This window comes from Helcobacillus sp. ACRRO (genome assembly GCF_022347125.1).
GTDB classification, from domain to species: Bacteria; Actinomycetota; Actinomycetes; order Actinomycetales; family Dermabacteraceae; genus Helcobacillus; species Helcobacillus massiliensis.
On the sequence record NZ_JAKRNG010000029.1, the window covers coordinates 16654 to 29622 of the forward strand.

Genomic DNA, 12969 nt, shown 5'->3' on the forward strand with positions numbered 1-12969 from the left:
GCGCGGGCGGTCCGCCCAGCGGGAAGGCCGGCCGACGGGATCAGTCGTTCAGCCGGCCGCGCTCGGCCTCATCCCTGCGCGCCTCCGCGGTGAGGCCGGTCCAATTGTCCCCGGTCTCGAAGCGGTACGAGGGGTCGAACTCGGCGCCGCGCGCCTCAGCGGCGGCCTCCACACGGGCCGCGTGCGTGGGGGCGTCGGGAACGTCGGCGGGGCGGCGCTTCGCGAACTCCTCGCGCAGCACCGGCACCACCGTCGTGCCGAGCAGTTCGATCTGCTCCATGACAGTCTTCTCCGGCAGGCCGGCGTGGTCCATGAGGAACATCTGGCGCTGGTAGTCGCCCACATGGTCCGCCATGGACAGGTAGCGCTCCACCACCTGCTCGGGCGAGCCCACGGTGAGCGGGGTCTGCGCGGTGAAGTCCTCCAGGGACGGGCCGCCGCCGTACACGGGGGCGTTGTCGAAGAAGGGGCGGAACTCGTTGACGGCGTCCTGCGAGTTGGGGCGCATGAACGCCTGACCGCCGAGGCCGACGATCGCCTGGTGCGCCTTGCCGTGGCCGTAGTGCTCGTAGCGCTCGCGGTACAGCTGCACCATCTGCTTCGTGTGGCTGATGGGCCAGAAGATGTTGTTGTGGAGGAAGCCGTCGCCGTAGTAGGCGGCCTGCTCGGCGATCTGCGCGGACCGGATCGACCCGTGCCACACGAACGGCGGGACGCCGTCGAGCGGGCGCGGCGTGGAGGTGAACTGCTGCAGCGGGGTGCGGAACTGTCCCTGCCAGTCCACCACGTCGTTGCGCCACAGTTCGTGCAGCAGCGCGTAGTTCTCGACCGCGAGCTCCACGCCCTTGCGGATGTCCTGGCCGAACCACGGGTAGACGGGGCCTGTGTTGCCGCGGCCCATCACGAGGTCCACGCGACCGTCGGTCAGGTGCTGCAGCATCGCGTAGTCCTCCGCGATCTTCACCGGGTCGTTGGTGGTGATGAGCGTGGTCGCGGTGGACAGGATGATGTTCGTGGTCTGCGCGCCGATGGTGGCGAGCGTGGTGGTGGGGGAGGAGGTCACGAACGGCGGGTTGTGGTGCTCGCCGATGGCGAAGACGTCCAGGCCCACCTCCTCGGCGAGCCGGCCCATGCGCACGATCTGGTCGAGGCGCTGCTTCTCCGTGGGGACCCGGCCGGTGGTGGGATCAGGGGTGATGTCGGCGATGGTGAAGATTCCGAACTGCATGGGGCGCCTCCTCGGGTGGCGGGCCGGGCGGCGGCCCGGCGAACTCATGTAGTTGAACATAAAACTACTTTTGCTGATGGGTCAATGCCCGGGAGACCCCGCTCACGGCGCCCCCATCATTCCCGCGCCGCCTGCGCGCACGATCCAGGCCGACGCGCTCAGCCGCCAGCCCGGGGTCATGCCGACGGGTGCCGCGGCACCCGCACAGGCGCAGGCCGACGGGGCCGGCCTCACATCGGTTCCCGGCACCCGTCGGCCCCGCAATAGCATGGGGACCATGTCCTCAGCTCCCGCCGCCGCGCCCCGCATCCACCCCGTGGACCAGGTGCCGCCGCTGCCGCGCCTCAGCGTCCTGTCCATTCAGCACGTGGCCGCGTTCTACGCCGGCGCCGTCGTGGTGCCGCTGCTGATCGCCGGCGGCCTCGACCTCACGCCCGCGCAGACCATCCACCTGATCAACGCGGACCTGTTCACCTGCGGCATCGCCACCCTCATCCAGTCCGTCGGCTTCTGGAGGATCGGGGTGCGTCTGCCGATCATCCAGGGCGTCACCACCACCGCGATCTCCCCGATCATCGCCATCGGCCTGGCCACCACCGGCGGGCAGGGCGGCGCCGCGGCCCTGCCGTTCATCTACGGCTCCGTCATCATCGCGGGCCTGTTCACGTTCTTCGCCGCCCCCTACTTCGCGCGGCTCATCCGCTTCTTCCCGCCGGTGGTGATCGGCACCGTCCTCACCTGCATGGGCATCACCCTGCTCGCCGTCTCCGCGAACGACATCACCTCCTGGGCCGACGGCACGCCCGCCAGCAGCGACGTCCTCTACGCCGCCCTGACCCTCGCCGTCATCGTGGCCGCCCAGCGGTTCTTCCGCGGATTCCTCGGCACCATCGCCATCCTCATCGGCCTGATCATCGGCACCGCCACCGCCCTCGCCCTGGGCGACGCGTCCTTCGCGGAGGTCGGCACAGCCGACTGGGTGGGCGTCACCACCCCGTTCTACTTCGGCCTGCCCGCCTTCACCCTCACCGGCGCCATCTCCATGATCGTGGTCATGCTGATCACCATGGTGGAGACCACCGGTGACGTGTTCGCGGCCGGGGAGATCGTCGGCAAGCGCATCACCCGCGGCCACATCCGCGCCGCCATCCGCGCCGACGGGCTCTCCACCTCCCTCGGCGGCGTCCTCAACTCCTTCCCCTACACCTGCTTCGCGCAGAACGTGGGGCTGGTGCGACTCACCGGCGTCCGCTCCCGCTGGGTGGTGGCCGGCGCCGGCGTCATCATGATCATCCTCGGCGTGCTGCCGAAGGCCGGAGCAGTGGTCGCCTCCATCCCGGGGCCCGTCCTCGGCGCCGCCTCCCTCGCCCTGTTCGCGAACGTGGCGCTGGTGGGCATCCAGACCCTCGCCTCCGTGGACCTGCGGGACAACCGCAACGCCGTGGTGGTCACCATCTCGCTCGGCCTCGCCCTGCTCGTCACGTTCAAACCCGCCATCGCGGAGCTCGTGCCCTCCTCCCTGCAGGTGCTGTTCGCCTCCGGCGTCACAGTCGGCTCCATCTGCGCGATCGTGCTGAACCTCCTGTTCTTCCACGTGGGCCGCCAGGCCGGCCCGGATGTTGCGGTGGGGGCCGACGGGTCCCGCCTCACCATGGAGGAGATCTCCGCGATGGACACCGCCGAGTTCGCCACCGCCCTCGCACCCCTGTTCAACAACGAGACCTGGCCGCTGGAGGCCGCCGCCCAGCGCGGCCCCTTCTCCTCCGTCCAGGACCTGCGCGAAGCGATCCAGGAAGCGGTCCTCACCGCACCCCACGAGAAGCAGATCGCCCTCATCGAGGACTACCCCGACATGGCCGAACTCCTCCTGGCCGACGACACCCGCGCAGAGGAGATCGCGAAGGTCGCCGGCTCCCTCGCCCTGGAGAACATGGACGATGCCGAACAGCAGCAGCTGCAGGAGCTCGCCGACGCCTACCGCGAGAAGTTCGACCTCCCGTTCGTGGCATGCCTGGGCCGGATGGACTCCCGCCAGCAGATCATCACCTCCGGCATCCGTCGGCTGGAGAACTCCCGCGAACAGGAGCGCGTGGTCGCGCTCGCGGAGGTCGTGGAGATCGCCAACGACCGCTTCGGCATCATGATGGCGGACGCCAACCCGATCGCCTCGGCCTGGCACCGCAAGTTCGAACAGCTGCACTGAGGAGTCATGCCGGCAACCCGCGCGAAGAGCGCCCACCTGGGCGCCCTCACCATCACCATCCTGACGGCGCTCGCCGCCATCGGTCCGCTCGCCACCGACATGTACATCCCGGCGTTCCCCGAGGTCGCCGCGGACCTCACCGCCCGCGCCGCCCACGTGCAGCTGACGCTGACGGCGTTCTTCGCCGGTGCGGCCGCCGGCCAGGTGGTGGCGGGCCCCCTCAGCGACCGCCTGGGCCGACGGGTGCCGCTGATCTCCGGGACGCTGCTGTGCCTGGTGGGCTCCATCGGCTGCGCTCTCGCCCCCAGCATCGGCTGGCTGCTGATCTTCCGCGTCATGCAGGGCATGGGCGGCGGGTTCGGGATGGTGCTCTCGCGCGCCATCCTCATCGATCTGACGCGCGGGCCGGAACTGTTCCGCTCCATGAACCTCCTGCAGGGCATGATCGGCATCGCCCCGATCATCGCGCCACTGATCGGCGGGGTGATCCTGATCGTGGGGTCGTGGCGGGAGGTGTTCATCGTGATCGCCACCGCCACCGCCCTGTCCCTGATCGCCCTGGTGCTGCGGATCCCCGAATCGCTGCCGAGGCAGGACCGTCAGCCCGGCGGCTTCCGCACCTTCGCACGGAATGTGGCGCGGCTGCTGCGCCGGCCCGCGTTCACCTCCTACCTGCTGGTGAACGCGTTCAGTGCGTTCGCGCTGATGGCGTACGTGTCCGCCTCCAGCTTCGTGGTGCAGAACCTGCTCGGGTTCTCCTCCACCGTCTATTCGATCTCGTTCGCGGTGAATGCGACGGGCATGATGCTGGCGAGCTTCACCTCCGCGCGGCTTACCCAGACCCGCAGTCCGCGGTCCCTGATGCGCTGGGCGATCCCCGTGGTGATCGCCGCCGGCGCGCTCCTGCTGGTTGGGGTGCTGCTGCTGGGCACTCCGGCGTGGGTGGTGTTCCCGGCGTTCTTCCTCACCGTGGTGCCGCAGGGCTTCATCTTCGGCAACGGCGCCGCGATGGCGTCCCGCGAGGCGACGGACATCGCCGGCACCGGGTCTGCACTGATCGGCCTCGGCTTCGCCTGCGCTGCGTCCCTCGCCGCCCCGGTGGTGGGCCTCGCGGGGGAGGGGTCGGCGCTGCCGGCCGCGATCGGCATCTTCGTGGGCGGCATCATCAGCCTGATCCTGTTCGTGATCGCGGGGCGCTTCGAGCGCGCGTCGGCGTAGTCCGTCGCCAGGACCGTCTGGAAGAGGGGAAGCGGATGCTGAAGCGGAACCCGTCGGCCGCCTGACCAGCCGGGCCCCGCCCGTGCCCGCACGCCCCACCCGGCCCCGTCCGATTCGTCCCAGTTCGCCCGGGCGGCCCCCGTCGGTCCCTCAACTCCCGTATCATGCGGCCAGGACCGTGTTGTGCGCACTGCCGGGCGCTGAGGGGAGAGCTGGAATGGACACCACGATGGTGCAGCGGCTGCGCATGCCGCGCGCGCTGATGATGATGGCGATCGCAGCGGTGATGATGCTGGTGCTGGCGGCGTGCGGCCCCACCCTCAACACCAAGCTCACCATCGACGACAAGGGCGCTGGCTCCCGCGTCATCTCCCTCGTCATCACGCAGAGCGACATGGAGTCCATCCCCGGCGGCGCCGGCGTCATCGATGAGACCATCAAGGCGAACGTGCCCGGTGAGATCACCTACCACGGCATGTCCTCGGGGGCCGACGGGGCCACTGTCTACAACTTCGAGATCACCTTCACCGACCCCGCCGACTACGAAGCGAAGGCGCAGAAGGTGCTGGACGCCGGCGGCGTGGACAAGCAGGCATCCGTGACACTGACCCTGCCGAAGAAGCCGTTCGCCGAAGGCGCCCGCATCGACGAGAACTTCACCTCCGCCGACCTGCTCGCTTGGGCGGCCAACGCCCTTGAGGCGAAGCTCGGCTCCGACACCGTCAGCGCATCCGACTTCTCCGGCTCCGGCGAGGTCACCGTTGCGCTGCCGGGCCAGGATGAGATCACCGACCAGCTCGAACCGATCGACGCCGGCGAGGCCTCCCAGCACGGCTTCACGGCCATCGCGGTGAAGACCGGCGGCATCGGCAGCGGCGACGCACTCACCCGCACCATTACCTACACTCTGCCCGCGGATTCCTACGCCCGCAGCCCCAAGGACTATGACGCGTGGATCGACTCGGTCACTCCGGACGGCGGCAAGGCCGAGAAGTCCACGGACGACAACGGCGACACCCAGTGGGTGCTCACCCTTCCCGAGGGTGATGCGCAGGCGATCTCCGCGCAGACCGACACCGCCCTGAACACCTCCGGCACCTCCCTCGAGGTCACCACTGAGCCGGACTCCGAGAACCCCCTGCGGTCCACCACCTACGTCACCGACACCCTGACCTGCTCCACGATCTGCACGGACTCCGGTGTCATCCGTGCGGAGCACGACGTGCCGGAGGGCTGGGAGCACCTGACCGAGAGCGGCGTCGATTCGGACACGGGCAAGTCCACCGTGACGTACTCGCACATGGTGCTGGTGCAGGACTTCCGCGCCACCACCACAATCGGTGAGGTCGGTGGCGGCGAGGTCGCCTACGCGTACACGTTCTCCAAGGAGGACGACGCGAAGATGGGCAAGGACATCGCCGCCTGGGTCAAGGGCGACAGCCGCGCAGCGGACCCGAAGCGCACTGAGGACGGCGACACCGTCACCTACACGATGACGTTCAGCGGCACCGCTGAGCAGCTGGCGGGGGATGTGGGCGAGTACATCGGCGCCGACGGGCCCTACGGCACCGGCACCATCACGAAGTCCGGCGAGTCGATGTTCACCACCACCAGCCGCTTCCACACATCCTTCGCCGCACCTCGCCAGCTCAGTGAGAACCCGCCGGCGGCCAGCACGTGGACCGTGAAGCTGCCCGACGGGTACGAGGCCCAGCCCGGCACCGTGTCCTCCGACCCGAAGGGGAAGACCTCCGCGAAGGGCAGCAGCGTCTCCATCACCACCACGGAGGCGACCTCCAGCGCACCCTCCGTCACCGGTGAGGCGGAGTCCCGCAACTGGGTGGGCGTGATCGCACTGATCGTGCTGCTGGTGTTCGCCCTCGCGATCGTGTTCGCGATCATCGCGCTGGTGCGCCGGGCGAAGCGTCGCTCCGCGCAGGCCGCGCCGCACCCCGCGCCGAACGGGGCGCAGTTCGCCGGCGCGCCGATGGCGGCGGCGGGGGTGCAGGGGCCGACGGGTTCTCACGCGGCACCGCCCGCCGCGTCGGGCATGTCCGCCCCGTCGGCCCCGCCCTCCCCGCACACCGGCCAGTACCCGGCGCAGCCTCCTGCTCAGCCGCCGGCGCAGCCGCCCGTGCAGCCGCCGGCGCAGCAGGGCTTCGGCCCGGGCAGCCACACCTCGGTGATGTCCGCGCCGACCCCGCCGCGCGCGCCGCGCAGCTGACCCCGCGCAGCCGCGTCACAGCACCATCGCGGCGATCCAGCCGGCGGCCAGCAGCGGCAGGTTGAAGTGCAGGAACGTCGGGATCACCGAGTCGCGGATGTGGTCGTGCTGCCCGTCGGCGTTGAGGCCGGCGGTCGGCCCGAGCGTCGAATCCGATGCCGGTGAGCCCGCATCACCCAGGGCCCCGGCCGTGCCGATCAGAGCGACCGTCGCCGCCGGGGAGAACCCGAGCGAGATGCACAGCGGCACATAGATCGTCGCGATGATGGGCAGGGTCGAGAACGACGACCCGATGCCGAGCGTCACCACCAGGCCCACCACCAGCATCGCCAGCGCGGCCGCGCCCCGGTTGTCGCCCACGAGCTCAGCGGCGGACTTCACCAGCGGCTCCACCTGACCGGTCGCGGTCATCACCGCGGCGAAGCCCTGCGCGGCGATCATGATGAACCCGATCAGCGCCATCATCCGCATCCCGCCGGTGAACACGTCATCCGCGCGGCGCCACGGTACTGCGCCCGTGCCCAGCATCAGCGCGAGGCCCACCAGCGCGCCCACCAGCAGCGGGTTCGCCTCCGATTCGAGAGCGGTCAGCACCAGCTGGATCGCGAAGCAGGCGGCGACCGCCACCAGGCTCATGACCATGGAGAAGCGCTGGCGGCCAGCGCTGGGGCCCTCGTCGGCCCGCCCGGCCGCTGTTGCTGGGCTGCTCGCGGCATCGGCTGCCTCGCCGGCGTCGTCGGGTTCGGGGGCCGACGGATTCGGGCGCGCGTCGGCCGCCCCGACCGCCACATCCGCGTACATCCGCGGGCGGCGGTAGCTCACCAGCAGCGCCACCAGCAGACCCGCCGCCATCCCAGCCGCGGGGATGCCCATCGCCGCCATCACGTTGACGGAGCCGACCGGCATGCCCGCCTTTTCGATGTTGCCGAGCAGGATGTCGTTCAGGTAGATCGATCCGAAGCCGACGGGCAGCAGCATATAGGTGGTGACCAGGCCGAACGTGAGGGTACAGGCGATGGCGCGGCGATCCAGGCGCAGACGGTTCATCACCACCAGCAACGGCGGGATCAGCAGCGGAATGAACGCGATGTGCACCGGGATCAGGTTCTGGCTCACCACCGACATCGCCAGCACGCCCGCCACCAGCGCCCACCGCACGGCCGTGACGGCGCCCTGCTGCGCGGAATCGGAGGCCCCGCTGAGCCGGCCGACGATCCACGCCGCCAGCGCGTCCGGCAGGCCCGAACTCGCCACCGCCATCGCGAACGCGCCCAGCAGGGCGTACGCGAGCGCGATCTGGGCGCCGCCCGTGCCGGTGTTCCGGGAGGTCACCGGGCCCCGGGGCCCTTGAAGTGGCGCAGTGCACGCCATCCGGCTACGCTGTCACCAATCATTGTGATGTGGTGCACGCGATGGTGCGTTCACACTCGCTCCCTTGTTCCCCGAAGGAAAGAAGAACATGGATCTCTCACGTCGATCACTCCTCGCCGGCTCCGTCGCATTCGTCGGCCTCGGCGCCCTTGCAGCCTGCGGCGGCGACAACAAGAGCGGCAGCGGCTCCGGCGGCGGCGGCGGTGCAGCCGTCATCGTGAACGGCACCGAGCCGCAGAACGCCCTCGTTCCCACCAACACCAACGAGATCGGCGGCGGTCGCGTGATCCAGTCGATCTTCTCCGGCCTCATGTACTACAAGGAGGACGGCTCCGCTGAGCCCGACCTCGCCGAGTCCGTCGAGTCCGATGACTCCAAGGTCTGGACCGTCAAGCTCAAGGCCGACCAGAAGTACTCCGACGGGTCCGTCATCACGGCGCAGGACTTCGTGGACTCCTGGAACTACGGTGCCGCGGCCGCCAACGGCCAGCTCCTGCAGTCCTTCTTCGACCCGATCGAGGGCTTCGCCGAGGTCGCCGAAGAGGGCAGCACCATCAAGGAGATGAAGGGCCTCAAGGTCGAGGACGACACCACCTTCACCGTGACCCTGGTGGCCCCGCAGTCCGACTTCGCTCAGCGCCTCGGCTACTCCGCGTACATGCCGATGCCGCCCTCCGCGTTCAAGGACATGAAGGCGTTCGGCGAGAAGCCGATCTCCTCCGGCCCGTACAAGCTGGAGACCTGGTCCCACGACCAGGAGATCGTCACCGTGCCCAACGAGCACTACAACGGTCCCCGCAAGGCCAAGAACGGCGGCATCACCTACCGCATCTACCTCGAAGACGACACGATGTACAACGACCTCCTCTCGGACGCCGTTGACGTCACCGACACCATCCCGCCGAGCCGCCTGTCCACCTTCCAGGACGAGCTCGGTGAGCGATCGGTCAACGCACCGGGTGCGGTGTTCCAGTCGATCACCTTCTCCCCGACGGACAAGAACTACCAGGGTGAAGCGGGCAAGCTGCGCCGCCAGGCGATCTCCCGCGCCATCAACCGCGAGTCGATCTGCAAGAACCTGTTCTTCGACTCCCGCACCCCGGCGACCGACTTCGTCGCTCCTGTGATCGAGGGCGGCGGTGCCACCGACATCAAGGGCGCCGAGGTCCTCCAGTACGACAAGGCGAAGGCCAAGGAGCTGTGGGACAAGGCCGAGGCCATGCAGAAGTTCGAGGGCGAGTTCACCCTCGGCTACAACTCCGACGGTCCCCACAAGGACTGGGTGGAGGCCGTGTGCAACTCCGTGAAGGAGGCGCTCGGCGTCAAGGCGACCCCGAAGCCGTTCCCCGAGTTCGGCAAGTTCCGTGAGCAGATCACCAACCGCAAGATGCCCGGCGCGTTCCGCTCCGGCTGGCAGGCGGACTACCCGTCGATGTTCAACTTCCTCGGCCCGATCTACAGCTCCGCTGCGGCCGACGGCAAGGGCTCGAACGACGCCGACTACAAGAACCCCGAGTTCGACAAGCTCCTCGCCGAGGGCCTGTCCGCCACCGACACCGAGGGCGCGCTCGCGAAGTTCAAGGAAGCCCAGGCCCTGCTGATGGAGGATCTGCCCGCCATCCCGCTGTGGTACCAGAACAGCCTCGGCGGCTTCTCGAACGTCGTCAAGGACGTCAAGTACGCCTGGGACACCACCCCGATCTACTACGAGATCACCAAGGAGTGATCCCTCCGGGCGGCCCGGCACCGGGTCACCCCATCTGAGAAGCGGACCCCTCATCCATGCGGTGAGGGGCCCGCTTCGCTGTGCGCGGGGACGAAGTTCCCCGCGCGGCCACCGGATCGTCACCGAGCCCATTCCTGCCGCCAATCCTCACGCCAACGCCCGGTCACCCGCGCCGCCTACCCTCGGTGAAACCACAGGTCACCGCAGGAAGGAAGCCGCGCCATGATCCTCGAACGCTTCGGCGACGATGACCTCTCACAGGTGAGCTACCTCGTCGGCTGCCCCGCCGCCGGCGAAGCGATCGTCATCGACCCCCGCCGCGACATCCAGGTCTACCTCGACCGCGCCGACGCCCTCGGCGTGCGCATCACCGCCGTGACCGAGACCCACATCCACGCCGACTACCTCTCCGGAACCCGCGAACTCGCCGCCGCCACCGGCGCCCGCATCTTCCTCTCCGGGGAGGGCGGCACCGACTGGGCCTACGGGTACGACGCCACCCTCCTCCACAGCGGCGACGACATCCAGATCGGCTCCCTCACGATCGAAGCGGTGCACACGCCCGGCCACACCCCCGAGCACCTCATGTTCCTCGTGGCCGACGGATCCCGCACCACCGACGTGGACGGCGTCGGCGAGGTCGGCTACGCCTTCACCGGTGACTTCGTGTTCGTCGGCGACCTCGGCCGTCCCGACCTGCTCGATGAGGTCGCCGGCGGCACCGACACCCGCTACGAGGGCGCGCGGCAGCTCTTCGATTCGCTGCGTGAGCACTTCCTGCCGCTGGAGGACTACGTGCAGGTGCTGCCTGCGCACGGCGCCGGGTCCGCGTGCGGCAAGGCGATGAGCGCGGTTCCCACGACTACCGTCGGCTACGAGCGCGAGTTCGCCTGGTGGGTTCCGTACGTGCGGATGGGTGACCTCGAGGGCTTCACCGACCAGCTGCTGAACGGCCAGCCCGACGCGCACGCCTACTTCTCCCGCATGAAGCGCCAGAACCGTCAGGGCCCCGCGATCCTGGGGGAGCGGCCCGGGCTCGCGGAGTTCTCCGGCGGGGCGGCGCAGGCGGCACTGGCCGACGGGTCCCACGTCCTCATCGATGCGCGCGGCCTCGACGACATCGCCGAGGGGGTGGCCGACGGGTCCCTCACCATCCCGGCGCCCCGCAGGCTCGCCAGCTTCGGCGCGTGGGCGGTGGACCCGGAGACCGACTCCGCGGGCATCATCCTGCTCGCCGCCAGTGAGGAGAAGGCGCAGCGGATGGCGGACCACCTGGTGCGGGTCGGCATCGATCGAGTGGTCGGGTTCATCCGCTGTCTCGACGGCATCGAGCTGCACTCCCCGGCATCCGTCGGCCCCGAGGAGCTGGACGGGTTCGGGCACGACATGCTGCTGGATGTGCGGCAGAAGGCGGAGTTCGCGCGCGGCACCATCCCGGGGGCGCAGCAGCTGAGCGCGGGCCGGGTGCTGTGGGACCGGTGCGAGCTGCGGCAGGGCCGGATCGTGGTGTTCTGCCAATCGGGGGTGCGCAGTGCGGTGGCGGCGAGCGTGCTGCGCCGGGCCGGGCTGGACGTTGTTGAGCTGACGGGCGGATTCGCCCGCTATTGTGAGGCCACCGCGGAGCGCCGAGCTGAGAAGCCCCAGCTCACGAGCGCTCCCTGAAACCCATCGAAAGGAGAACATCGATGACTGTCACCGATAAGAAGGTCGCATTCCTCCTCACCCGCGGGGTGGAGCAGATCGAGCTCACCAGCCCCCGCAAGGCCCTCGACGACGCCGGCGCCACCACCGTGATCGTGTCGCCGTCGGAGGGAACGCTGCAGGCGATGGAAGGCGATTGGGAACATGCCGACACCTTCGATGTGGATGTGCCCGTCGGCGAGGCGAACGCGGATGACTACGACATGCTGGTGCTGCCCGGCGGCACCCTCAACGCCGACGCGCTCCGCCTCGACGAGGACGCCGTCGCGCTCGTGAAGGCATTCTTCGACGCGGACAAGCCGGTCGCGGCGATCTGCCACGCCCCGTGGATCCTCGCTCAGGCGGACCTCGCCCGCGGCCGCCGTCTCACCAGCTTCGCCTCCACGAAGGTGGACCTGGTCAACGCCGGTGCGGCCTGGGAGGACAGTGAGGTCGTGGTGGACGGCAACCTCATCACCTCCCGCAGCCCGGGCGACCTCGAGGCGTTCAACCGCGAGATCCTCAAGGCCCTCGGCGCCTGACACCACCGCCGCGCCGCTCAGTCCTTCGTCCAGATCCTCGTGTTCAGGTCGAAGTCCTGCACGAGCCGCAGGAACCGCACCATGTCCCGGTAGATCTGCTCGGTCGCGGCGCGGATGTCTCCGTTCGTCGGGTCGAGGCTGAACCGGTCCGTGTCCACACCCACGGCGATGTTCATCCGGTTGTCGGTGAACGACACCGCGACCGCATCAGACCCCGCCTCGGCCACGAAAGCGTTCAGCGCCTCGATGAGCTGCGGCGTCACCAGATAGCGCGCCTCCGCCTGGTCGCTGGTCCAGCCGTCCACACCGTCGGGCGTCTGCGTGCCGACCAGCCGCATCGGTTCAAGTCCCGCCCCGTCGGCCTCCGAAGCGATCTTCGTGTACACCGGCAAGACCCAGACCACCGTCGCCGTGGGCGACGAAGTGCAGGTCACCGGCACCGCCGACGAATACCGCGGCCGCACCCAGATCTCCGGCAAGATCGAAGTGACCCCGCTGAACGAAGGCCTCGAACCCGTCCGCCCGCTCACCATGGACTGGGCCTCCACCGACGGGAAGCGCGAGAACCTCGAGTCGATGCTGTACCTGCCGAACGAGAAGTTCCTCGTCTCCGACGTGTACCCCGTCGGCCGCTACGGCGAGATCGGCCTCGCCTCCGGCAAGCAGCTGCCCACCCAGCCCACCGACATCGCCCGCCCCACCAGCCCCGAGGCGAAGGCGCAGGCTGAGCGCAACGACGCCATCAGCGTCATCCTCGACGACGGAACCGGCCAGGGC

Annotated in this window: 9 protein-coding genes and 1 pseudogene; 7 read left to right on the forward strand and 3 right to left on the reverse strand. The window is 69.4% G+C overall.

Going from position 1 to position 12969, the window contains the following annotated elements:
* Nucleotides 1-40: 40 nt before the first annotated feature.
* Nucleotides 41-1228 carry an LLM class flavin-dependent oxidoreductase gene (locus MHY20_RS09760; protein WP_239376496.1) on the reverse strand — a complete coding sequence of 396 codons (1188 nt, stop codon included), beginning with the start codon at nucleotides 1226-1228 and terminating at the stop codon, nucleotides 41-43.
* A 277-nt stretch (nucleotides 1229-1505) separates the two neighbouring features.
* Between MHY20_RS09760 and MHY20_RS09765 the strand changes: the two genes are divergently transcribed.
* The 3 genes from MHY20_RS09765 (at nucleotide 1506) to MHY20_RS09775 (ending at nucleotide 6873) form a co-directional block, all read left to right on the forward strand.
* On the forward strand, nucleotides 1506-3431 hold the full coding sequence (locus tag MHY20_RS09765) for a solute carrier family 23 protein (protein ID WP_239376497.1): 1926 nt from the start codon (nucleotides 1506-1508) through the stop codon (nucleotides 3429-3431).
* Nucleotides 3432-3437: 6 nt separating this feature from the next.
* The gene (locus tag MHY20_RS09770) at nucleotides 3438-4649 is read left to right on the forward strand and encodes a multidrug effflux MFS transporter (protein ID WP_239376498.1); all 1212 of its coding nucleotides are present in this window, start codon (nucleotides 3438-3440) and stop codon (nucleotides 4647-4649) included.
* 217 nt (nucleotides 4650-4866) lie between these two features.
* Nucleotides 4867-6873 carry a hypothetical protein gene (locus MHY20_RS09775; RefSeq protein ID WP_183376346.1) on the forward strand — a complete coding sequence of 669 codons (2007 nt, stop codon included), beginning with the start codon at nucleotides 4867-4869 and terminating at the stop codon, nucleotides 6871-6873.
* Between the two features lie 15 nt (nucleotides 6874-6888).
* Here MHY20_RS09775 and MHY20_RS09780 read toward each other — a convergent pair whose 3' ends face one another.
* A complete protein-coding gene (locus MHY20_RS09780) occupies nucleotides 6889-8205 on the reverse strand; it encodes a Na+/H+ antiporter NhaC family protein (protein WP_239376499.1) in 1317 nt (438 codons plus the stop codon).
* 127 nt (nucleotides 8206-8332) lie between these two features.
* Between MHY20_RS09780 and MHY20_RS09785 the strand changes: the two genes are divergently transcribed.
* The 3 genes from MHY20_RS09785 to MHY20_RS09795 all read left to right on the forward strand — a co-directional run bounded on the left by MHY20_RS09785 (nucleotide 8333) and on the right by MHY20_RS09795 (nucleotide 12192).
* Nucleotides 8333-9970 carry an ABC transporter substrate-binding protein gene (locus MHY20_RS09785; protein WP_239376500.1) on the forward strand — a complete coding sequence of 546 codons (1638 nt, stop codon included), beginning with the start codon at nucleotides 8333-8335 and terminating at the stop codon, nucleotides 9968-9970.
* A 222-nt stretch (nucleotides 9971-10192) separates the two neighbouring features.
* Complete coding sequence (locus tag MHY20_RS09790; RefSeq protein ID WP_239376501.1) at nucleotides 10193-11632, forward strand: MBL fold metallo-hydrolase; 1440 nt, start codon at nucleotides 10193-10195, stop codon at nucleotides 11630-11632.
* Nucleotides 11633-11655: 23 nt separating this feature from the next.
* Complete coding sequence (locus MHY20_RS09795; RefSeq protein WP_183376365.1) at nucleotides 11656-12192, forward strand: type 1 glutamine amidotransferase domain-containing protein; 537 nt, start codon at nucleotides 11656-11658, stop codon at nucleotides 12190-12192.
* Nucleotides 12193-12209: 17 nt separating this feature from the next.
* Here MHY20_RS09795 and MHY20_RS09800 read toward each other — a convergent pair whose 3' ends face one another.
* Nucleotides 12210-12530, reverse strand: a complete 321-nt coding sequence (locus MHY20_RS09800; protein WP_183376367.1) for a DUF3137 domain-containing protein — start codon at nucleotides 12528-12530, stop codon at nucleotides 12210-12212.
* Between MHY20_RS09800 and MHY20_RS09805 the strand changes: the two are divergent.
* Nucleotides 12514-12969 (forward strand): annotated as a pseudogene (locus MHY20_RS09805) (hypothetical protein); the annotation flags it as partial. The gene MHY20_RS09800 and the pseudogene MHY20_RS09805 overlap by 17 nt on opposite strands.